At 62.9% G+C, this 22,524-nt stretch carries 17 protein-coding genes and 1 pseudogene; 9 read left to right on the top strand and 9 right to left on the bottom strand.

Annotated features, from left to right (window positions below; genetic code table 11):
- Positions 1 to 15: 15 nt before the first annotated feature.
- Positions 16 to 417 (top strand): annotated as a pseudogene (locus tag ACIQ42_RS04440) (phosphotransferase); the annotation flags it as partial.
- A 306-nt stretch (positions 418 to 723) separates the two neighbouring features.
- Here the strand turns inward: ACIQ42_RS04440 and ACIQ42_RS04435 are convergent.
- The 6 genes from ACIQ42_RS04435 to ACIQ42_RS04410 all read right to left on the bottom strand — a co-directional run bounded on the left by ACIQ42_RS04435 (position 724) and on the right by ACIQ42_RS04410 (position 11,020).
- Positions 724 to 927, bottom strand: a complete 204-nt coding sequence (locus ACIQ42_RS04435) for a hypothetical protein (protein ID WP_397421001.1) — start codon at positions 925 to 927, stop codon at positions 724 to 726.
- Positions 906 to 1,409: a transposase gene (locus tag ACIQ42_RS04430; protein WP_397420999.1), complete on the bottom strand. Its 504-nt coding sequence runs from the start codon at positions 1,407 to 1,409 to the stop codon at positions 906 to 908. The genes ACIQ42_RS04435 and ACIQ42_RS04430 overlap by 22 nt, the downstream gene beginning before the upstream one ends.
- Before the next feature lie 704 nt (positions 1,410 to 2,113).
- Positions 2,114 to 8,680: an RHS repeat domain-containing protein gene (locus ACIQ42_RS04425; protein WP_397420998.1), complete on the bottom strand. Its 6,567-nt coding sequence runs from the start codon at positions 8,678 to 8,680 to the stop codon at positions 2,114 to 2,116.
- A gap of 610 nt (positions 8,681 to 9,290) precedes the next feature.
- Positions 9,291 to 9,503, bottom strand: coding sequence for a hypothetical protein (locus ACIQ42_RS04420; RefSeq protein ID WP_397420997.1), 213 nt, complete (start codon positions 9,501 to 9,503; stop codon positions 9,291 to 9,293).
- Between the two features lie 470 nt (positions 9,504 to 9,973).
- A complete protein-coding gene (locus ACIQ42_RS04415; RefSeq protein WP_397420996.1) occupies positions 9,974 to 10,165 on the bottom strand; it encodes a hypothetical protein in 192 nt (63 codons plus the stop codon).
- 246 nt (positions 10,166 to 10,411) lie between these two features.
- Positions 10,412 to 11,020 (bottom strand): family 16 glycosylhydrolase, encoded by a 609-nt coding sequence (locus ACIQ42_RS04410; RefSeq protein ID WP_397420995.1) that lies wholly within the window; start codon positions 11,018 to 11,020, stop codon positions 10,412 to 10,414.
- A gap of 108 nt (positions 11,021 to 11,128) precedes the next feature.
- On the opposite strand from ACIQ42_RS04410, the gene ACIQ42_RS04405 reads away from it, so the two are divergent.
- The gene (locus tag ACIQ42_RS04405; protein ID WP_397420994.1) at positions 11,129 to 11,314 is read left to right on the top strand and encodes a hypothetical protein; all 186 of its coding nucleotides are present in this window, start codon (positions 11,129 to 11,131) and stop codon (positions 11,312 to 11,314) included.
- Between the two features lie 2 nt (positions 11,315 to 11,316).
- Here ACIQ42_RS04405 and ACIQ42_RS04400 read toward each other — a convergent pair whose 3' ends face one another.
- A complete protein-coding gene (locus tag ACIQ42_RS04400) occupies positions 11,317 to 11,526 on the bottom strand; it encodes a helix-turn-helix domain-containing protein (protein ID WP_397420993.1) in 210 nt (69 codons plus the stop codon).
- A 78-nt stretch (positions 11,527 to 11,604) separates the two neighbouring features.
- Here ACIQ42_RS04400 and ACIQ42_RS04395 point away from each other — a divergent pair, with 78 nt between their 5' ends.
- The 3 genes from ACIQ42_RS04395 (at position 11,605) to ACIQ42_RS04385 (ending at position 15,608) form a co-directional block, all read left to right on the top strand.
- Entirely contained in the window at positions 11,605 to 12,828 is a 1,224-nt protein-coding gene (locus ACIQ42_RS04395) for a hypothetical protein (protein ID WP_397420992.1), read from the top strand.
- Entirely contained in the window at positions 12,825 to 13,895 is a 1,071-nt protein-coding gene (locus tag ACIQ42_RS04390; protein WP_397420991.1) for an ADP-ribosylglycohydrolase family protein, read from the top strand. The genes ACIQ42_RS04395 and ACIQ42_RS04390 overlap by 4 nt, the downstream gene beginning before the upstream one ends.
- 231 nt (positions 13,896 to 14,126) lie before the next feature.
- Positions 14,127 to 15,608, top strand: coding sequence for a phage/plasmid primase, P4 family (locus ACIQ42_RS04385; protein WP_397420990.1), 1,482 nt, complete (start codon positions 14,127 to 14,129; stop codon positions 15,606 to 15,608).
- Positions 15,609 to 15,709: 101 nt separating this feature from the next.
- On the opposite strand, the gene ACIQ42_RS04380 is transcribed toward ACIQ42_RS04385, so the two are convergent.
- Together ACIQ42_RS04380 and ACIQ42_RS04375 are read right to left on the bottom strand one after the other, a co-directional pair.
- Positions 15,710 to 16,198 carry a DUF5681 domain-containing protein gene (locus ACIQ42_RS04380; RefSeq protein WP_397421000.1) on the bottom strand — a complete coding sequence of 163 codons (489 nt, stop codon included), beginning with the start codon at positions 16,196 to 16,198 and terminating at the stop codon, positions 15,710 to 15,712.
- Positions 16,188 to 17,636, bottom strand: coding sequence for a site-specific DNA-methyltransferase (locus tag ACIQ42_RS04375; protein ID WP_397420989.1), 1,449 nt, complete (start codon positions 17,634 to 17,636; stop codon positions 16,188 to 16,190). The genes ACIQ42_RS04380 and ACIQ42_RS04375 overlap by 11 nt, the downstream gene beginning before the upstream one ends.
- 269 nt (positions 17,637 to 17,905) lie before the next feature.
- Here ACIQ42_RS04375 and ACIQ42_RS04370 point away from each other — a divergent pair, with 269 nt between their 5' ends.
- From ACIQ42_RS04370 to ACIQ42_RS04355, 4 genes are all read left to right on the top strand, one after another.
- Positions 17,906 to 18,373: a DUF3489 domain-containing protein gene (locus tag ACIQ42_RS04370; RefSeq protein ID WP_397420988.1), complete on the top strand. Its 468-nt coding sequence runs from the start codon at positions 17,906 to 17,908 to the stop codon at positions 18,371 to 18,373.
- On the top strand, positions 18,370 to 18,801 hold the full coding sequence (locus ACIQ42_RS04365) for a DUF2924 domain-containing protein (RefSeq protein ID WP_397420987.1): 432 nt from the start codon (positions 18,370 to 18,372) through the stop codon (positions 18,799 to 18,801). Before ACIQ42_RS04370 ends, ACIQ42_RS04365 begins: the two co-directional genes overlap by 4 nt.
- The gene (locus ACIQ42_RS04360) at positions 18,798 to 20,393 is read left to right on the top strand and encodes a recombinase family protein (RefSeq protein ID WP_397420986.1); all 1,596 of its coding nucleotides are present in this window, start codon (positions 18,798 to 18,800) and stop codon (positions 20,391 to 20,393) included. Before ACIQ42_RS04365 ends, ACIQ42_RS04360 begins: the two co-directional genes overlap by 4 nt.
- Before the next feature lie 628 nt (positions 20,394 to 21,021).
- A partial coding sequence (locus ACIQ42_RS04355; protein WP_397420985.1) for a hypothetical protein occupies positions 21,022 to 22,524 on the top strand: 1,503 nt, incomplete at its 3' end.

Here is a 22,524-nt window from a genome sequence, read left to right as displayed (position 1 = left end):
CCGCGAAAACTCGATATGCGCGAATTCGGTGCCAAGGATAGCGCTGGCGTCTTCTATCAGCTGGCCGAAGGCTTCGATTTCACGGCGTTCGCGGCCAGCCAATGGAACAACGAAGCGGCCGGCGAGGTGCCCGCCCGCCTAGAGCGGCTGACCGCGCCCTGGTCGGCGTCAGTTCCGCAGACCCAGAAGACCATCGGCCAGATCCGCGAACGCGTGCTGTGGCCAGCCGACTTCGAAAGGGTCGTTCAAGCGCACGGCCTGGACTGGACGGCTGAGTTCGAAACCCGACCCGCGCAGACGTTGTGGTGCGTCGTGCACGGTGATCTGCACGGCGAGAATGCGTTGGTCGCCGCCGACGGCGCGCCGGTATTAATCGACTACGGCGATTGCGACCCCGGTCCCCGCTCGCTCGATCCCGTCTCCCTCGAGTTCAGCCTGCTGTTCCATCCAAAGAGCCCGCTAGTGAACGGGGCGTGGCCGTTCGCGCGACCCGGGTGTGGGCGTCGGCCGCCGCGGCGGGCCAGCGGGAACTTGCGGCGACCACATATGCCTATCTCGTCCGACAGCTCAGGTTTTCGACCACAAACGGCAATCGAGCCGTGGCGCTTCTTGAGGGATGCCGAGCGCTGTACGACACGACCTAGTCGCCTCCGGCGCCAGGCCCGCCGTCGCCGCTCAGTCTCTAACCCGGTGACAGGTCCACCATTCCCCTCTCTGGCCACGCTAGAACAACCCCGGCTGTTCCGCCTCTGCAACCGCCTTTTTCCGCCCGGGCGCCCGCCGGGCCACGGTGCGGCCGAGCACGTGTTCCAGTCCGTCGATGCAGTCCTTGTTGGCCAGGGGCCGTCCAATCCGCTCCGCCGCTCGCAGCGCGCCGAAGGCCGCCTCGTCGGCATCGCCCGCGATCAGGTCGGCGAAGCGGCCCACCGCTCCAGCACCGGCGCCACCCGCACCACCCCGTCATCCTCACCCGCCAGGTGCGCCCGCACGCTCGACCACGGCCAGTCCTCGGCGCGCGCCACCAGCCGCGCGCGCACCGGGTTCAGCGCCACATGGCGCACGGCGGTCAGCAGGTGCGCCTCGTCCATGGCCACCGAGGCATAGCGGTCGTCGAACAGATGTCCGCGCCAGCGGCCCCTGGCGTTCACGAACTGCGCCCATCGCCGGTGCGCCGCCCCCATCGCCCGGCCCATGCCGGCCTCGTCCTGCGGCGTCAGGATCAGGTGAACGTGGTTGGGCATCAGGCAGTAGGACCACACCTCAACCCGCGCCCTGGCCATATGCTCGGCCAGGATGTCGAGGTAGAGCTCCTGGTCCCCGTCCTCGAAGAAGATAGGCTCGCGCCGGTTCCCCCGCGCGGTGACGTGATGCGGGCAACCGGGGGCGATGATGCGGGCGATGCGAGCCATGCCCGATCATAACAGCACCGGAACAAAGAGGGAATATTGGACCTGTCACCGGATTTCCCGGGCTGGAGTTTCCGGCGACCTGCTGGGTTCACTCTAGGAGCGGCGGGATACGCAAAAGTCGTGTGTGTCCCGACTTTCATGGGTGAAGTTGGTCGTGGTGGTGGGGGACGTGTGGACCTGTCACCGGATTCTTGCTGTCACCGCATAAGTTGCGCGATTTCTCCGTAACTATAATTTTCACTGTTTATTCCACCATCTTCAATTCTACAACATGTCCGCTACATTTTTCGATATCGAAAACAAGCGTCCCACCATACGCTTTTCTTTTGTTTTCCAGCGTAACTCCCCATCGATCAATCTTATCTATGACATCCACATTTCTGTATTTCTTCCAATCATTGCCATAGTGTTCGCGCGCTATCGCTTCAGATATAGCTTCCGCAGTGTATTCATAATCTACTAGGCCCCCGTCGAGTTTACTATTTTGCTCAACGGGAGATGTGCACCTATGCCGCCTTGAATTTTCAACGCCGAATGTTGACTCAGATTTCCCGCATGAAGCAACAAATAAAATAGATGTTGCTATAAGCATCGTTGCTATAGATCGCAATAATAGCTCCCATACTTTATATATGTTCATGAATTGACACAAATATGCTCAAACTATCAATTTTTCGTATATGTATGCCAATCTCGCTACTTCATTAGTCTTTGTTGAAGTTAAGGCACATTATGCTTGTGCACTCCAAGTCTAACAATCGATATACACTTTCTACTGAGTCAATTGGGTTTAATCCAGGATACACTTGAATAGTGTAGTATGGATCATTCGCTCTTCCATATGGATCAAAACGCCGATCTATAAAATCCCAAAGTGAAGAAGATCCACATATTATTGGTGAACATATATTTGGTGTAACTGGTGTAAAATCTTTGTAAACTTTTATTCCAGTCCCACCCAAATCCTGACCATCTCTCGGCGCGTATGCGCTCATAGAGCCATCTCTAGCAACCACTATAATAGTTGTATTGAACTTATCGGCGGTTTTTCTATCATCCACAGACGGCGAAGATGTAAATATATGTGAATGCATGTCCAATTTATTTGCTGCAAACATAAACGAAGCGTCTCTCGTAGAAAATGCTACGTCAAACCCGCTCATCGTCTGTAGCGATACGGTTCCTCTGTTAGGTCCCGCCAAAGGTCCTTCGACTATAGTGCTATAAGTTACTCTTCCACCTAACCCGAAATAGAATGATGTACCGTACTCTCGAGTAAATCCTGACCCTTGCGCAAGTGCGTAGATATCACTTCTCGCATCCCGTATCGCTGTGTTTAGATTTGTATAGACCGCAAACGCTTCCGTCCCGCTCGGATCGGTCCCATTCACCGGATCCCCGCCGACATAGGCGTAGATATTCGGCCCATCATCATACCCGATGGGATCGGTCTGCAGAAACCGCCCCATCACCGGATCATAGGCCCGGGCGCGGTAGTGGTAGAGCTGGGCCTCGGGGATGGCGATCTGGCCGGTGTAGCGGAAGCGTGAGCCCGACCAGGACTGCGGCTCGCCATAGGGGCCGTAGGCGTAAGGCGTGATGGCGCCCGACGCATCCGACACCCCGATCACCGAGCTCTGCCGGTCCTGCAGGTACCAGACGGGCGAGGGCGTGGGGCTGTTGCCCTCCACGCTCATCCACTGCTCGTCGGTTCCCTCGCCGCTGACGTGGCTGCGCAGGAGTACCCCGCCCGAGGATTCCGCCGCCAGCTGCGCCCCGGCATAGCGGTAGTAGGTGGCCGCGCCCCCGGTGGTCACCGTGCCCAGCCGCCCGAAGGCGTCATAGTCCAGCGTGACGGAAGACGGCCCGCCGGTGACCGAGCGCAGCCGGTTCTCCACATCATAGGTGAAGGTGCGCGACCCGTCGGAGATCAGGTTCCCCGCCGCGTCATAGCCAGACGCCGCCGCGATGGCCGCATCGCGGTTCAGCTGATCATGGGTGAAGTTCGTGGTGGTGGTGGGCTGACCCGACCACACATACTGATCCGACGCCTGGGCCTGGCTGATGGTCTGGCCGGCGGGGTTGTAGCTAAAGCTCTGATACGAGCCCGCGTTCGCCGGGGTGGCGCTGTGCGACAGCCCCGCCAGTCGGCCCGCCGTGTCGTAGGTATAGCTGGTGACGATGCCGTTAGGCCGGGTGATCGCCGCGCGGCGGTTCAGCGGGCCGTAGGTGATGTTCAGGCCCTGTTGCTGCGGCGCGCCATAGACGGTGTTGTACCGATAGTCCGAGAGCCGGCCGACAGCGTCATAGTAGAGCTGGCCATAGACTGAGCCGTAGTTGGCGGTGACGCGCCGGCCTTCGGCATCGTAGACGGCGTAGAAGCCCCTATCACCGGTCAGCCGCCCGGCCTGGTCGAAGACCATCGTGTCGTAGGCGGTGTTGGTGGAGGAGCCGAGCCGGCCGCGCGTCTCGCGCCCATTGTTGAGGTAGCTGTAGTAGACATCATCCGCCGTGCCGCCGGGCACATCCTTCACCGTCATGCGGTTTCGAAGGTCATACTGATAGCTGATGGTCTGGCCGCTGCGCCTGCGGAAGGAGGTGCGGTTGCCGTTCTCGTCGTAGCCGTACTGCTCATAGTCGGTGGTGGACGAGGTCCCCGAGCCGCGGGGGCTGGCCGGGAAGCGTGTCTTCTTCAGCCGCCCATAGCCGTCGTACTCGAAGGTCGACGTATTGCCATTGGCGTCGGTCAGCGTGGTGCGCTGGCCACCCGGACTATAGCCATAGCGCGCCGTCACCTGCTGCAGGCCTGTGCCCACACCCGCCTCCGTCGTCACCACCCGCCCCGCCGCATCATACCCCGCGCGCGTGATCCGGTCCGGCCCGAAGACACCGGCCTTGGACGGCAGGCACGCGTCGGCCGGCAGGGCGTCATAGACGGCGGAGTTCATGCGGATGGCGGTGCAGGTGGGCCGCCCGCCTGCGTCATAGCTCATCTGGATGACGCCGGACGGACCGGTCTGCTTGATCCGCTGACCCACCAGATCAAACTCCGACGTATAGGTCTCCAGCGCCGTAAAGGTGGTTCCCGAGTACGTCCCCAGCTCCACCTTCCACGCCCGGCCCAGCACGTCATAGGTGGTGCGCTTGGCATTGCGGGGGATGGTGGTGTCGAAGGTGGCCGTGGCCCCGGCCGCACAGACCATCGGGCTAGAGCTGGCGTAGCTGGAGCAGCTCAGCACCTTGGTGTAGCTCTCGATCACCAGCGTCGTGCGCCTCAGCGCATCATAGGTGACGTTGGTCTCCGCGCCCTGCGGCGTGCGCAGTTTGGTCGGGTCGCCCAGGCTGGAGTAGGTGATGTTGTCATAGACCCCGGAGATGGAGCCCACCGTGTTGGTGAGCGTGTCCATCGAGGTGCCATTGGCATAGGTCATGGAGACGGTCTGGCCCATGGCGGTGGTGATCGCCATGTTCTGACCGTCGCCATAGGCGTACTGATTGGCCTCGTCTCGGGTCGCGCCCGAGTAGGCCGCAGGATAGGTCACCTTCGCAAATCCACCCATGGAGTCAGGGATGTAGTCCGTCTGGGCGCCCCGCGCGTCCTTGGTCCAGATCGGCGCGTTGAGCGTCGCATGCCAGCCGGTCTCGGTGACCAGACTCTGGCCCGCCTCCGCCGAGCCCACCCGCGCCAGCCGCGTCACCTTGGTGGGCAGGTTCCTGACATTGTACTCGATCTGGGTGCGGTCGCCGTCGGGGCTCGTCGTCAGGATCGCCCGGCCCCGGCCGTCATAGGCCACCGTCGAGGCCACGCCCGCGCCATCGATGCTGCGGATCGGCCGGCCAGCCTCATCGGCATAGGTGATGGAGCTATAGCCCAGCGGGCCCAGGATCTCCGACCTGATCCCCTCGGCCAGATAGTATTGCGTGGGCGCGCGAGAGCCCGCCAGCACCAGCTTGTCCTTGGTCTGCTTCACCCGGCCCAGGGTGTCATAGACATACTGCGTGGCGGGCATGGTCGCGCTGTCGGCGGCGTAGACCTTGTCGATCCGCAGTTTCCCGAAGTCGCCGGTCCCTACGGTTGTGATGTCAAATTTCGTCGCCGAAGACACCGCATCGGTGTGCGTCACCTGCGCGCCCGTCGTGGAAACCGCCACGTTCATCAGGTTGGTGTTCGACGCATTGGAGGCATAGAAGCCGCCCCAGCCGCCATTGGTGAAGCGGATCCATTTGCCCAGGTTGTTGTTAATCGCCGACAGCACCTCGATCTGGGTCGTGTAGCCCGAAGGCCGGGCATAGGTCAGGGTCAGCTGGGCGCCGCTGGTCCACGTCCAGCTGGTCATCCGGAAGCCCCGCTGCTCGGCGCAGGAGGGCGTGCCGGTCGTGTCCACCGTCTGGTTGGTCCAGTTTCCGAAGACCTGCTGGTCGCCCTGGCCGCCCGTCACCGTGTAGCTGACACCGGCATAGCTCCAGCCCCGGGTCGGGATGTAGGTCAGGTTGTTGGTGGTGCAGGGCCAGTAGCCCGTGGGATGGCGTGGCGTGATCACCGGAGCCCCGGTCTGGGTCAGCGTCCCATAGGTGGCCGCGCCCGGCGCCAGCCAGGTTCCGTTGGGCCGCTTGATCCATTGGCGCGTACTGGTCCCGAGGCTCACCGTCGCCACGTTCTGGCGCACCGTGTTCAGCCACCAGGCATTGATCAGCTGGCCGGCGATATCGCGCTTCAGGGACTGCGCCGTCTTGTACGCATCCTGCGCCGCATAGAAGGCCGCGATGGTCCCGATGGCGGCGCGCGGATCACTCTCGCCCATGGCTTCCAGACCCGAGCCGGAGATGGTGAGGTTGTTGGTGAAGTTGGTGGTCCAGCCCCCTTGAGGTTCGCGGTGCGCGCCCGGACCATAGGTCTCTTCGCGCACATCACCGCCCCGCCAGGTCAGCCCTGCCGAGAGCGAGAAGGGGAAGTCCCCCTGGCCCACGCTCACCTTGGCCGGACTGCTCACCAGCACGGTTCCTGTGGGCTGTTGCACAAACCGCCCCGCCACCACATCGGCCGACGTCGCCGGATCATAGGCGTTCTGATGGAAGGTCTGCGCGCCCCCGCCGCCGGCGTCGGCATAGCCGTCCTGGCTCACCAGCAAGCTGGCGATCTCGATGGGATCGCCATTGGCGTCATACTTCACCGCCGTGATCGCCCCGCCGCGCTGCGGCGTCTGGGCGTGGATGTAGCTTCCCCCACCGATGGGCGTAAACGCGCCCGCCCGCTTGCCGGGGCCCAGAAACGCCTCCTCCGAGGTCGCCACCTTGAAGCCCGCGCTCACATAGGCCGTGACCGCATTGGCCAGCGCCTGCCTGCGGCCCGTCACCTCGCTGGTCATCAGCGTGGGCGCGTTCGCATCGCCGTGTGAGGCCGCCCCGCCCGTGGTCAAGTACTCCGTCTTCGACAACGCCATGGCGTTGGCGGCGTGAGTGGTGGTGGTGTACTCATAGAACCGACGGATCGTCCCGCCCGCCACATCCTCCGCCGCCACCGGCGCATTGCCCCACTCAAACCGGCCGGCCACCGTGCTGACATCGGGCAGGTCCGAGATCTGCGCCGAGACGCTGCCCTTGAGCGCCGCAATGGTGTTCGCCGCCGCCAGCAGGGCCCCGCGCCGGGCGGTCGCGTCGGCCGTTACGCTGGTGAGGCTAAGGCCCGTCTCAACGTCCAGCCGATCAAAGCTGTCGATGATCCAGTAGCCGCCGCCCGACGGCGCATAGACGACCGTATCCGCCGCCGAGACCCCCAGCGCATAGTGCTGGACCAGAGCCGCCTTGCCGATCGCCGCATGCAGCTGGCCCGCCCGACTGGCCTGCGCCAGCCAGGCCGCCGCCAGGGTCTCGCGCCGGCCATCACCCTTCCAGGCCTTGTAGGAGACGAAGCATTCCTTGCCGCAGGTGGTGGGCGGTGTGGGCATCGCCGCATCGCGCCGCTGGCCCCACTTGTCCACCAGACCCCGCCCGGTCTCGCCGAAGCCGGTGACCACGGTAAAGGGCAGCGCATAGTTCACGCCGCGCGCCACCGAGCCATCCATATAGGCGCCGCTCGCCGCCGCGTAGGGCAGGTCCACCGCCACGGTGAGCGCGCCCTTGCTGAAGTTGGGATTATCCGTGTTGCTGAAGCTTGCGAGCGTCAGCGCCGCGCCCAGATCATCCGTCAGCTTCAGGGCGCCGGTAAAGCCCGCCCCCGTGGTGTCGAAGTTGGGCTCGAAGGTCAGCCGCCGGCCATAGACCTCGTCACCGTAGACGATCCTGTTGCTGAAGATGGTGTCCGTTGCGCCACTGGGCCTGGCCTTCGTCAGGCTGAGCGTCAGCTTCACCCGGTACTGGTTCGGCATCTCACCCGAGATCGTGCGCTGCACATTGGTGGTGTAGGGCAACGTCAGTTGACGCAGACCCGCCGCCGGGATCGTCTGCGCATTGATCGCCCTGCCGCCCACCACATCGGCCATGCCGCCTGACGGCGCGCTGGTGTTGATCGCGGTCTCCAGCGTGGTCGCCGCCGTCGCCAGATTGCTGGCCAGCGTGCCCGCGCCGTAGCTGGAGATATACGATACCCCCGACGTCGTGCCCGAGCTGGCCGAGATCCCCGTGGCCATCCCCGAGGTGATCCCCGTGGCCGTGGCCAGGTTCAGGCCCGCCTTGAAGGTATGGTCCTTATACGCCGGGTCATAGAGATAGCTCACGCCCCCGATCACCACGCTCACCCACGCGTGGCTAAGTTCAATGGTCGAGACATTGCCCGCGTAGGAGCAGTCCGCCGTCGTGGTCCCGTTGATCACCGCCGGGATCCCACCACTCGACAGCAACTGGCACGCCGCCTTCGCCGACGTAATCCCCGTCCACGCTTCGAACTGCGCTCCACTGAGCGTAATCGTCCCCAGCTTGTACGAGGCCGACAGCCCCGCCTCCCTGAGCAGCTCCACCATCAGCTGCGCCTGGTCGAACGCCGTGCCCGACCGGTCCACAATCACCCCCATCGCCCCCTTGCTGAGGCCATAGGTCCAGGTCGTGCTCACACTGTTGCGGACATGCTCGTAGATCAGGTCCGGGTCGCCCTTCAGCGCACGGCTGAGCTCAACAACTTCCTTGGCCCGGCCACTGGCACCCGTGCCATTCGTGGCCGTCGTCGCAGCGCCAAAGTAGGTGTCCGCCGCCCCCGGAGCGATCAGCGAGGCCGTCCCCACCTTCGTCGACGGCAACGCCCACGCCGCACTCGCCACCAACAGCGGGACCAGCGCCATCGCGCACGCACGGACCAACACCTTGCCCGAAACCATCCCAGCCCCCGATCCGCCAACCCGCGTTCGTCAGACCACCAGCCTAGGGTCTCTGAGCAACAACCGTCAATTGCACATCAAACAAAACTATCCCAAGACTCGATTGACGCAGAGTTGCGCGCACACACACTTGCAATCCGGGCTGGGTTTGCAATTGATGTTGGGGATCGTCGCAGTCTCGGCGCTACCGAGGCGCCGAAGTTTTCCACGACGACACGACCTTATGCCCGCGGCTGACCGGTTAGGCACAGGAGCGGCCATTTCCTTCGTAGGACTTAGGCGAGGATGGCCCTGTTTGTTCGCACTGCCGCAGAAACGAGTCAGCATGTCAGACGCTGTTTCCAGTGGAGGCGTCTTCACGCACGTGAGCAGGTGCGGAAATGGCCTTGTTCGCGTTCGCGTCTAGCGCGCTAGCCATGGGGTGGAAGCACAAGCAAGGTGGGCGTCGTGCTGGCGAGAGGTCTCAACCGAGCGCGGTACGGCGGTAACGGTGTCGGCTACTTATCGGCCTGGTTCCTCAGCGGCGGTGTGAGCAGCCCACCTATCTCTGGCAACTACGTCGGTTGATCCCGCGCTACTGCAGCACTGCCGTTTTTGGCGCTCCAAAGCGTAGCGCCAATTCGTCGGCGAGCTGCAAAACCTCGATCTCAATGCGTTCATAGGTCTTTTGGTCAGCGCTTTGCGCCTGGGCGATCAATCTCAGACATCGATCAATGATCGCGGTGGCTTCTGTATTGCCACGCACGCGCAGCCGCAGCTCAAGAAAGTAGGATAAGTCCACATCCATCGTGAGGACACATCTCGGACAAATCGGAGTCACTGTCGAGCAGGCAGGATAGGTGATATAAGCTTCTGCGCGCCGTCAGGAGATTGCCCTTCTGTGGCGCCAAGCCCATTTGCGGAGACAGACACGTTCGACTCGCCTCGATCGGCGCACTTGAGATGTCTGGCCATTGCCGGGGGGAAGGTGACGCACGCGCGTGACCTGCGAACCATGACCGACGGGATGGTCCTGCCGTCGCCGGATCGGGGCGACCCTCGCCAATCCGTCCGCGGCCGAAGTACTCCGGCTGTCCGCGAGCGCCGGATTTCCGGTGGACCCCGCGATGGTAGACGAACTCCTCACCCGACTGGACCTTGTTCTTGTACTGGTTGGGGCAATTGTGCCCGACGCCCTCCAGGTCATTCCGCGAACGATCCGGATTGAGCACGACCTCGCTTGTGGTCAGGACGATGGGAATTGTGGCTCGACACCCGCTACTGACGAACGGTTCGGTCACTCGCCAAGGCGCGGCGGTTCAGCAATTGCGCCGTATGCTGGGCGTCTTCTTCTGAGATTCCGGTTTGTGGGGTCATGGCGATGAGTGCGGGCTCACCTGTCCACATGTCGATGATGGCGAAACCTTCCCGGTCGGGGCGGACGATGAAGCGCTCAGTCGTGGCGGGCATTCTGCGCTGGCGCTGAGATAACCTCAAGGGAAGCTGTTCTCTCTGCGTTCCAAAATTGCGGCGACCGACTTGGTGGACGCAGGTGGCGCATCTCAGAAGTTGGCATTCAACTGCTTTTGACCCGAAGGCGAAGGGCGGAAGGTCTGCTGGTTGGCATCGTGCCCGGCGTCGGCTGAACGCGAGTTCGCGATACATAGCGGACGCCGGACGGTCTGCTCTGCTGCCGGTTACGAACCGGTCGGCCGGTCAGGCGTGGATGGAAATGTTCCTAAAGGTGGCTTCAGCCGGCAGCGCCGTCTCTTGGATGTGCCCGGCGAGCTCTTCGGAGCGGGGGACCCACAGGTTCGCGTGCAGCTGCATTGGCAGGTGCGGGATCGGTGTAGGATCCCAGCTCACGCGCTCGTGGACGATTCGATTGTCCACGGACCAGGTAATAAGGCCTGGTCGCCAGTCGATTGCGTAGAGATGGAAATCTTTAGTCGCTTCGAAGCCGAGGTCGACGCGGCAAGGGGAGCCCCGATAGCCAAAGCCGAGCGCCGCCCCCTCATCGCCCGGATTGAAGTAAACGTTCACCAGCATGCGTTCGGGATCCTCGCCCGCGATTTCGATATCGATCTCCTGGCGTGGGGCGTCTCGGTGCAGAAAGAAGCCGGTCAACACTCCGCTGCCTGGCGCGGCCCGGATCTCTGCCTGAAATCGGCCATGCGCGAATGAGCGCGTCGAGGCGAAAGCGCCGGACTCGTAGGGCCGCGTTCCGGTTGACGCCTTGCTGACCACCAGATGCGCGCCATGCGCGTCATACGCCAAGCCGTCGCTTGTGAACGAGGCCAAGTTGCCCGGAAAGGTCTCGACCATGCCTCGGAACGCTGAGGTCGCGTTGGTTACGACCGCTTCTCCGACCGAAGCTGACCGCCTGACCTAAGTCGACTGGACTTCACCGCCGAAGGAAGCGGTGGTGTGGCCATGGCCGACACAGTCACCGACGCCCTTCTGACGATGCTCGCAGACGAGATCGAAGCTGCGCTTGAGGGTGTTGCAGCGGCCGAGGCCGTCAGCCGCGCCGAGATCATTCAGACCCATTGCGAAAACGCGGCCGCCGTCGCTCGAGCGCTTGGCTTGGTGGCGACGGCCCGGCGACGCCCGTCATGACCTCAGCGCCTGCGGGTCAGATCCTCGAGGTCAGCGCCAAGCGCTGCCGCCAGTCGCGACAGGATCAGAACCGACGGGTTCCGGCGGCCGCGTTCAATACCGCTGAGATAGGTCTGATGCATGTCAGATCGATGGGCGAGTTCCTCCTGCGAGAGCCCGCGCTCGCGTCGGAGGCCTTGCAGATTGAGGCCGACTCGGACCCGCACATCCATGGGTGCATGGCGGGTATCGGGTTGACTTTAGCCCATAGACTATAAGTCATAAACGCTAGGGCGCCTGTTGGGACGCATATGAGAGCTTACACAAGACCGATGCGGATCAGCGGTATGGGCGGGGAGGCCGAGCAGGTCTCCGCCCTTGAAGCGCTCCCGCTCAAGGCCGGCTCAGAAGGCCAGTTCAGCGAACGCTGGCTGCAGATGCTGATCCAGGGAAACCCGACCCTTTTGCCCGTCGACCAGATCGAGCCGGCGCTGGTCCCGCTTGTTCCAGTGTGCACCGAACTGCCTATTCCATCGGGCTTCGTCGATAACCTGATGCTGACGACAGACGGCGGCATCGTGCTTGTCGAGACCAAGCTGTGGCGCAACCCCGAGGCGCGGCGCGAGGTCGTCGGCCAGGTGTTGGATTACGCAAAGGACCTGTCTCGCTGGACCTACAGCGAACTTCAGCGCGCAATCCGCATTGCGGCGAAGGATCCCCAACTGGACCTCTTCCGGCGTGTGGCCGGACCTGACGCAGCACCGGAAGCCGAGGGCAAGTTTATCGACGCCGTGAGCCGGAACCTGCGTCTGGGCCGGTTTCTGTTGATCATCGCCGGCGACGGCATCCAGGAGAGCGCCGAACACCTCACCGACTTCCTGCAACGCCATGTCGGGCTTCACTTCACCTTGGCGCTGGTGGAGATCTCATTCTGGCGGGCGCCAGACACCGGTGACGTATTTGTCCAGCCGAAGGTTGTCGCGCGAACGCTCCAGATCGAGCGCGCGGTGGTTAGGCTGGAGGAGGGGGTCGCCATGACGCCAACGCGCCTGACGCCGGCGCCGTCGACAGCCAAGCCCACCTCGATCTCTGCTGAAGGCTTCTACGATGCGCTGAGACTGGCATCGCCTGGTTTGCCAGAACGCCTGCAGGCGTTCCTCACCGAGGCTGAGGCCCTCGGCGTCTACGCCGACATTCAACGGGGCATGACGTTGAAGTGGAAGGGTCCAGGCGACCGGGTCTTCCGGCTGGGCCACATTGGGTCGGATGGGCGTCTGGCCACGGACTACGCGCACTGGGACGCAAAGGCGGTCGGCCGTATCGATCTCAGCCACGCCTACCAGGCCAAGCTGGCTTCGGCTGTTCCTGGCGCTTCTATCCGGGAGACGCCAAACCCGGTCGGCTGGCGGATGGTCATCGGGACTGAAAATCCCTCGCTCGCCTTACTGCTCGATCATGGCGACGCGTGGCTGGCGGCGATTATGGACTACATCGCCGGCCTCGAACGTGCGCTGGCCAGCCCGGAGACTGTGTGACGTCGGACGCTCGAAAGCCGGAAAGATCCTCCCATAGCTCCCTGGAGCGTGGCCGAGGACTGCTTCTCGGCGGGGCGGTCGGCGACGCCCTCGGCGCGCCGGTCGAGTTTCTGCGCCGGACGGAGATCCTCGACCGCTTCGGTCCCGAAGGCATCACCCAGTTCTCACCGGCCTATGGACGTCTGGGCGCCATTACCGACGACACGCAGATGACGCTCTTTACCCTGGAGGGGCTAATCCGGGCTGCGGTTCGGCAACATCATCGAGGTATCTGCCACCCGCCGAACTTGATCGACGGAGCCTACCGGCGCTGGTTCGCGACGCAGAGCGAGAACCCTTCCAAGGCGAAGGACTTCGACGGCTGGCTGATTGGTGTTCCTGAGCTGTGGTCCAGGCGCGCGCCCGGCGTGACCTGCGTTTCAGCCCTTGCAGACACGTCCAGGTCTGTGGGCCAGGCCGCCCGCAATGACTCGAAAGGCGCCGGCGGCATCATGCGCGTTGGCCCCATCGGGCTCTACGTCAACCGACCCTTTGAACTGGCTTGTGAGGCCGCCGCACTTACTCACGGTCACGTCACCGGGATCGTCGCCGCAGGCTGGTTTGCGGATTGGATCTCGGAAGTTGCTCAGGGGCAGCCGTTTGTGGTGGCCGCCGAAGCCGCCTGGTCGCGGTGCCTGGGCCGGGCGCCGGAACTCGATCGCGCTCTGGCGGGCGCCCTTGCGCTGATTCCAGGCGGCCCCGCCCCAGAGTTACCTCGAACCCTTGGGGAGGGTTGGATCGCTGAAGAAGCCGCTGCCATCGCGCTCTGGTGCGTGGCGACGGAGCCGGACCCGATGACGGCCGTTCGTCTCGCCGTGAACATCGACGGCGACAGCGACACGACCGGTTCGTTGGTCGGCCAAGTGCTGGGCGCGGCGTACGGGACATCATGGATCCCGGACAGCTTCCTGGCCGATCTGGAGTTGGCGGCTGTCATGGAAGTCCTGGCGAAGGATGCGGAAGGCGTCTTCAAACAAAGGGTCTCACTTGAGAATCCAGAAGCCCTGAGGCGCTATCCGCCCGGTTAGAGTGAAACGTATATTCTGGCTGAGATTAATCTTGACGGTCCGCCCGCGAGGAATTTAACTATATTCACTGCCATTCATGGAGGGGCGCAGTCGCTGACTGCGCCCCTCTTTTGTTTGGGCGGCGCCGAAGGTGACTTAGTCCTTCCAGTTCATTCTGGAGGAGTGACTATGACTCTACACATATCAAATTCCGCAGACTTTTCGGATGCTGTTCCGACGGCCGAGAGCCTCTTGCTTGAGGCGAAGAAAATGACCTCTCAGACCCCGTCGGAGGTGATCTATCGAGTCCTTGCAGATGCGGCTCGACTGCCCAGCTCACCCCAACACCTGCTTAATGTGATTTCGCTGAACACGCTGATGCCGCTTCCAGGGCTCTGGCAGCAATTCGGGTACCTACAGTCTCATTTTGCATTGAAGCGCTCGACCGAAGGGGAAGCCCTCGCCCTCGACGCGCTGAACAAGGTCTATGCCTTCGGCCTTCATCTGCGCGTTACCCAAGGGCGTGAACTGCTCAAGTTCAACGGCACGCACTGGGCGGAATTGAGCGACCAGGAACTGCGGGCCACCCTGAGGCGGATGGCGATGGAGGAGCCAGACTCTTACGGCAACTCCAACACTACGGTGCCGCAGGCGATGGCGGTAATTCGGGACCTGGTCCCGGATGCGACAGCAGGTTTGGCGGAGATGCCGCCCTCGATCGTGAATACACTGAGCGGGGAGATCTGGGTCTCCAAGACAGGCGACCTCATCTGGAAAATCCATCGCCCCGAGAGCGGCCTTCGATACGTGCTTCCAGTCCACTACGATCCCGAAGCGACATCACCGCGCTTCGACAAGATGATGGATGAGATCTTTGCGCCGGCCAAGGTTCCCGCGGCGGTCATCGACTACGTGCTCGAGATGCTGGGCTATGCCGTTCAAGGCGTGCGGAATATCCCGGTAATCCTGTTCCTCTGGGGCGGCGGCGCCAACGGCAAGTCGACGTTGCTCTCGATCCTCCAGGCGATCGTCGGCCGGACCCAGGTTTTGGCAGGTTCGCTGGGTTCACTGTCCAACGACCGGTTCGCTCTCCCCAATCTCGATGGAAAGCTGCTGTTCATCGAGGACGACGCGAAGGACGGCGAGAAGGTGAATGACGGGCTGTTGAAGAAGATCTCGGAGAACAAGGTCATCGACACGCGGCGTGTGCGATCAAGCCATGGCATATCGTTTTGCTCCATGGTGATGCCAATCATCGCCATCAACGGCGCGCCGGCGATCGAAGATACATCTGCGGGAATGCGACGGCGCTTGCACGTGATCCCCTTCGACCGAAGGTTCAAGCCCGAGGAGGTCGATCTGAACCTGGCCCAAAGCATCAAGGAGAGCGAACTTTCCGGGGTTCTAAACCAGCTGCTGGCCGGCCTCTCGCGCCTGCGTGCCCGCGGAAAGTTCGCGCCGCCCGCCGATTGTGAACGGGCCAAAGAGGCCTTCCTATCTGCTTCAAACTCGCTGCACGCCTTCCTCAATGAGCGCTGCCTATCGGCGCCGGGTAAGCCCATCCGGATCACGGATCTGTACCAGGCCTATGCGGCTTGGATGCGTGACCAGGGCCAGCGGCCGGCGTTCCCTGCGCGCAGTCTTGGCACCCGGCTGAAGGCGTTGGGCTACGTTGTTCGGAAGAGCAACTATGTGGTCGTTGATGATCTGATGCTGAAACCCAAGGGATCTTGAGGCCGCGTCGGCTACAATGGCCGAAAGATCCTCCCAGATCTCCCAGGTCTCCCCGGTCGCGGCCAACCAGGGAGGCGGGAGATTGGTGTGAGAGGGATCGTCTAGCCCTCGTCGCTCTCCTCGTCTTCGGGTCTGTTGGCCGGGTCCAAGAAGGAGGCCAGCATCGCCAGAATTTCAGGGATGAGCGCCTTCTCCTCATTGGTCAATTCCGCGGCCATGCGGTTAAACTCCGCTTCCTCCCACGCTTCGGTTTCTTCCGGTGACATCGGCCGCTCCCCGAGGCCTTGACCATCCGGCAGCATCGACAGGAGGAATTTTGCCGAGGGCAGGTCACCCTTCAGGCCCTTTCGCGCGAGCGTTTCCAGGATGGCGCGCGCCAGCGCCATGCTGCTGGGGCCATCGGCGGTCTGGATCTTCACTTCTTGCGCCAACACTTCGCCGGCCAGGTCCTTCAGGGTCCACTGGTTCTTGGGACGACCGGCGGGGTTGCCGGATTGGCCGGGCTTGAACTGCGATGCCCGGGGCGGTCGGCCGTAGCCGACCGTGTAATGTTCCCCACCCGGAGGGTCGCCTTGGCCCCTATTGGACATTGTCTGCATCGGCCGAATTGGCAGGGCCCGTGGCGGCGAGACGCAGCGCCTCCATCTCTGCGAAGCTGGCGCCCGTTTCATCGTGCATGGCGATCTTTCCCGTAAGCGCCTGCCAACGCCTGACAACCAGGTCGACATAGTGCGGGGCGAGTTCGATGGCCCGGCATCGCCGGCCGGTGAGCTCGCAGGCGATGAGCGTCGATCCGGAACCCGCGAAGGGCTCCAGCACCAAATCGTTGGGATGGGTCACGTCGAGGAGCGCATCTTCGAGGAGAGCGACCGGCTTGACAGTCGGGTGGTCTGCTAGACCGTCTCGAGCGTCGGAGCCCAGACTGGAGGCGCCCGGGTAGGTCCATAGGTTGGTGCGATAGCGGCCGTGTTTGCCGAGTTCGACGTTGTTGGTGTGTGGCGCTCCGGGTTTCTTGAACACCGGCAGAAGCTCATGCTGGCTGCGCCACAGGCCACCCATGCCGCCATTGGTCTTCGCCCAGACCACCAGGTTGAGGAGGTCGAGGCCGAGGGTTCGGCCCGTTTCGAGGACCAGCTCGACGCTACGCCAGTCGATGAAGGTCGCCAGCAAGCCGCCTGGCGCCAGCCGGTCCAGGCATGCCTTCATCCAGTCCGCATTGAACGCCGCGAACTCCTTACGGCTCATCTCGCCGCTGGCCATCGCGAACTCGGGGTGGTCGCCGGAGGTAACGTGCCCGCCGATGTGCACGTTGAACGGCTCGTCGGTCAGGACCAGACGGGCCGTCTCGGTCTTCATGAGCAGGCCGTAGACCGCAGGATCCCGAGCGTCGCCGCAGACAATCATGTGCTGCCCGAGGCGCCACGCATCCCCTGGCAGGCTGATAGCTACCGCCTCCGAGTCAACATCCGGCAAGCCGTCGCGATCAGGCAACGGCTCTTCGTCGAGCAGAATCGCGTCGATCTGCGGCAGCGTGAACCCCGTCGCCTCCAGGGGCGCATCCACGACAATGAGTTCGTCGAACTCGACGCGCAGCTCGGCGATATCCCACTCTCCACGCTCAGCCAGGCGATTGAGAGAAATCCGCAACGTGCGGACTTCGACGTCTGACAGGTGGTCGACGCTGATGCATGGGACCTCATTTAGGCCAAGCTGACGTGCCGCTTCTAGGCGCGTGACGCCGGCGACGATCTCACCGTCTCCGCGCACCAGCAGCGGTTCCACGAAGCCAAAGGTCGCCAGCGAGGTCTTGATGCGCTCGACCTGAGCCGGAAGCCGCTTGCGTACCGCGCGCTCGGGGGCGCGCAGCGAATCTAGGGGACGCATCTCAAGTGCTAGTTTGGGCAGCAAGTCATTCCGCGCCGGGCGGATTGCCTCGGCGGATTGCATGTCGCGCAGTTCCTCTCGGCGTCGACGCGTGCGCGTTTTCAGCCCGTCCTGGATGCCATCGCTGGAAATCTTCAAAGTCATCTCACGCCCCCGTTTCAAAACCCGCGGGTGGCGGAGAGTGGCTTCCGGACAATTGCGCACCACCGTGCGCGCCTATCCCTCCATGAAGCTGCCGGAGCCGCTGTAAGCGACCCATGCAGGCAGTGGATGAGCCAGAGTGATTCGAGTCAATGAGACTGGACTTCGTTCCGGCTGGAAGCGTTAGTCGGTGCGTCCACGCCCGGCTCCGCTCCGGGCTTGTGCAGGTAGGGGCCGCGGCATTGCGGCGCCATCTGGAACGAGGACATGCCATGACCAAACTAAACACCGCCCAGCGCGACCTGCTGACCCGGGCTGCCGCGACGGAGGACGGAACGATCGACGCCGCAGACGTCGCGAAGCCCACCGCCACCGCCCTCATCCGACGCGGAATGCTGATCTCCATTCCCCAGGCTGAAGGCCCGAGCCGACTCTTGATTACTGGCACGGGCCGCGATGCAATCGGCGTACTGGAGAACGAAACGGCGACCCCTGAACCGGCGACAGAACCTGCAGCCGCCCCGCCGGCGCCGAGGGGCAAGATCGGGTCTGTAATCGAGATGCTGCGCGATCCCGCAGGCGCCACGATCGAGGCCTTGATGCGAGCCACAGGCTGGCAGGCGCACTCGGTACGCGGCGCCCTGTCCGGTGCGATCAAGAAGGATCGGGGCTTGACCGTCACCTCAGACATTACTCCGGCGGGCCGGGTCTACCGGATAATTGAAGGAGCCGGCGCGTGAGCGCCGGTGACCTTCCGGAGGGGTTGGAGGTCATGACAACGCCCGAGCTTCGCCAACTCTGGGGCGAGCGACTTGGCGGCTCGCCGCCGGCCTTCCGGACCCGGGAGCTTCTGGGTTTGGCGCTGGCCTATCAGCTTCAAGCCCGGAGACATGGCGATCTCTCGGGCGCAGCACGGCGCCGGATCGCTGAACTTGGTCGGCGGTTTAGCGAGGACCGATCGTTCACGCCGACGCCTGGCGCAACGCTGAAGCCCGGATCCTCACTGATCAAAGAGTGGCGCGGGGTGCGCCATGAAGTCCGCGTGCTGGAGGAAGGGTTCAGCTACCAGGGGGAGCGGTTCGGGTCTCTGAGCGAGGTGGCTCGCCGCATCACCGGGACGAAGTGGAATGGCCATCTGTACTTCGGTCTGAAGGCGAGGCGGCGATGACCCAACGGCTCCGCTGCGCCATCTACACCCGCAAGTCCTCCGAGGAGGGCCTGGAGCAGAATTTCAACAGCCTCCATGCCCAGCGCGAGGCCTGCGAGGCCTACATCCTGTCGCAGACCGGTGAGGGTTGGTCGGCGATCAAGACCGCCTACGACGACGGGGGCTACTCTGGCGGGTCTATGGAGCGGCCTGGCCTCAAGCAGCTGATGACTGACATCAACCGGGGACTGGTCGACAATGTGGTCGTCTACAAGGTCGATCGGCTGACCCGGTCCCTCGCGGACTTCGCCAAAATCGTCGAGGTGTTCGAGGCCAAGGGCGTATCCTTTGTCTCGGTGACCCAGGCATTCAACACCACCTCCAGCATGGGCCGACTGACCCTGAATGTGCTGCTGTCCTTCGCCCAGTTTGAACGAGAGGTCACCGGCGAACGCATCCGGGACAAGGTTGCGGCCTCGAAAGCCAAGGGCCTGCGCATGGGCGGCCGGCCGCCGCTTGGCTACGCCATCGTCGAGGGCAGGCTGGCGATTGTTGAAGATGAGGCGACGCGGGTTCGCGCGGCGTTCGACAGATTTCTGACGCTCGGGTCGATCCGCGCGCTGCACGAGGACGGCGTCGAGGCGAAGTGCTGGGTGAACAAGACAGGTTCGCTGGCCGGCGGCGGCGCCATGAGCCGGGGAGCCCTGGACTACATGCTGCACAATCCAGCCTACCGCGGGATCACCCGGCACAAGGACAAACGCTACGAAGGCACCCATCCAGCCATTGTCAGCCAGGAGCTATGGGACGCAGTCCAGGCCAAGCTTGCGCAGGCCACCGCCACCCAACCGGGGACAAAGCTTCTCGGGGAGCGGGCGATGCTGGAAGGGCTGGTGTTTGACGACCGCGGTCACCCCATGGTCGCGGTTCATTCCAAGCGCGGGGTCAAGCGGTACCGATATTACCTCTCGCGGGCCAAGCTGACGGGCAAGGCCGAGGCGGGTTCCCTCCACCGCATCTCAGCCGGCATGTTGGAGCAGTTCCTGACCGAACAGATGAGGCCGAAGCTCTCGCCGTCCTGGCGTCCGGAGGATGCCGAGATGGATCGCCTGGTCGCCGCCCTGCAATGTGTGACGCTGAGTGAAGACCAGATCGAGGTCCGCGCCATGAAGGCGGCGCTCAGTGTGGAGCTTCTGTCGGGGCAGGATGTGAAACATCTCGACGCTGCGACCTCCAGCATCCGCATCGCGTTCCACATGCGCCGGCGCCAGCATGCCGTGACCCTTGAGGCCGCGGACGGAACGCCGGGCCAGTCGGCCCGGATCGATCGGGCGCTGGTTCGCGCCGTGGTTCTGGCGAAGACCTGGAGCCGCCAGCTCGAAAGCGGCGATGTACCATCCATCAAGGCCCTCGCGCGTCGTGAAGGGCTCTGCAACCACTACACGGCTCGTCTTCTACCGCTGGCGTATCTGGCGCCTGACATCGCTGAAACGATACTCGCAGGCCGCCAGGGATATGGGGTGTCGCTGGCTGGCCTGACCGCGCAGCCGCTGCCCTTCAGCTGGTCGGCGCAGCGCGATCTCGTCGCGCAGCTTGGGAAGCGCGCAGGCTAGCCGCCAGCAGCATCTGCCGCGTTTGGAACGTGCTGGTTACCTCCCAGATCTCCCATGTTCGCGGGTGATGGTCAGCGGCATCTCCCTGAATCAATTCCCTGATAATTTCCCTGATACCAGGGAATTTCAGTTGCCCCCGGAGAGCCGCGGTCGTGCGCGTCTCGCTCTGGTGAATGGGCATGATTTTGGAAAGGTACACTTCTGGTATGGCCCCAGAGAGCAGGGCGCAAAAAGTCCCTGTTACGGCCAAAAACCGTCGCCGGGAGAGCCACTCTCTAGAGGGGGTATCTGGGTAACCGACGGACTTGTCGGGACTACTTCCGCACCTGGCGGGAGGGCCGGTCTGGGGCCGGCCTAGTTGGTCGTGCTTGCAGTCTAACTCTAAAGAGTCTCCGGTTTGCCTGCCTCCACCGGCCGGACAGATGACCGCAACCCGACACATCTAAACATCAACCCAAATTCTCAATTGCATCGCGGGGACCACCCACAGATTACACCGCCTCCAAGAAATCCATCGCGCAACCAAAAGTTGACGGCAATTCCTGTGTCTATAGAAAAGGTGAGGGGGACCTTCGAAGAGCCAGGCACTTGCAGCCGTTGTCTCGAAAGTCGGCAGCAAGGACACGGCATGTCTGAGTTTTCTATGAGCGTCTACGAAGCCTGTCGGGCTTCGCCTCGGGTCTTCGTACTGAATCCGCGCTTCAGGCGGGGGAACTTCTACTTCCAGCAGCTAAGGTGCCTGGCGCTTGTCCGCGAAATGGTCAGACACGGCGACCTGAGCGATGCGCAGGAGCAGGTGATCGTTGCCGGGGCCGGTGTTGCGGGTCTCACCGCCGCCGCTGCCGCTTTAAGCTCTAGCTTCGCTGTTCAACTCGTTGAACCAATTGGATCTTTCGCTCAGTATGCCGAAGCTTCGCATCGCGAACTGCATCCAAACGTTATTGCGTGGCCATTTCAAAGGCTGAGAGCGATGACCAACCTGCCTTTTCTCAACTGGACGTGCGCGGCCGCGCCACAGGTCGCCAAACAAATTCTCAACCAATGGGAGCGCGATTTCGCCCCGCACGCTACGTCCGTCGCCTCAGCCGTCACCGCCGTGCGCGAGGTGCCTGGTGGTGTCGAGGTCGACTGCAAATCCGGAGAAACGCTCCGAGCCCATGTTGCCATTCTCGCGACCGGATGGAGCAGCGAACTCCCGATCGGAGATTTCGCGGGGCCTACATATTGGAGCCAACAAGCCTTCGCGCCACCAGCGGATGTAACCATCAGCGGCTCTGGCGACGGCGGCCTGATCGATTGCGCATTCCAGACCTATGGCCCAGCTGCGGTCGCTGCCGCGCGGGTGCTTGCGCACTTGCTTGACGACAAGCCACAGAAGCAGCGCATTCACGATGCGGAATCCGAGGCTGAGCGGCTTTTCAAGACCGGTGACGTTGATGGCGCGCACCGCAAGCTGGACGATTTCTACTCGCGCATGACAATCGAAAACGAAGATTCGAAATTGCTCGCGGCAATGGCTCGCCCGCTACCTATGAAATCCCGACTCTTCCATCTCGAGAGCACGGCTTATTCGCCGACGGCCGCACCAATCAACAAGGCCCTGTTCTCAACACTGACCAAGGGCGCCGAACCGAAGGCGACCAAGTCAAAGGCGAAGCTCACCGAGGACGGCTCAGGGAACATTGTTGCAGATAATACGATGCCGCCGACGGTGCTCGACACGAGGAGACTTTTGGTGCGTCACGGCGCAAAAGCGGCCGCTTGGCCGCTTCTCGAAGACGCCGCGGCGAGGGCCCTCCGGGAAGTCGAGACGCCCTCGCTAGACAGCATGGTCCCAGATGAATTCGATAAGGCGTTCTACATCACGGACGTTAGACGTCAGCTCGCACCTTCGCCCGTCCACCGCGCCCAGGAATTTCGAGAGCGCGGTCGGCGGCAGGTCCGCGAGATGCTTGCGCATGTCGCTATCATCCCGAACGCCAGCAACGACGACCAAGAAGTTATCCTGCAACTTCGTGCTGACGGTGAGCGTGACTGGATAGTGCACGGCGGCAAAAATCCTCGTCGCGACCTGAAGGCTCTCTTTCCGATTGAGACAGACGCCTTTACTATCTGTTTAGACGAATCAGAA

The organism is Phenylobacterium sp. (assembly GCF_044372605.1).
GTDB lineage: Bacteria > Pseudomonadota > Alphaproteobacteria > Caulobacterales > Caulobacteraceae > Phenylobacterium.
This window is presented reverse-complemented; position numbering and strand designations above follow the sequence as displayed.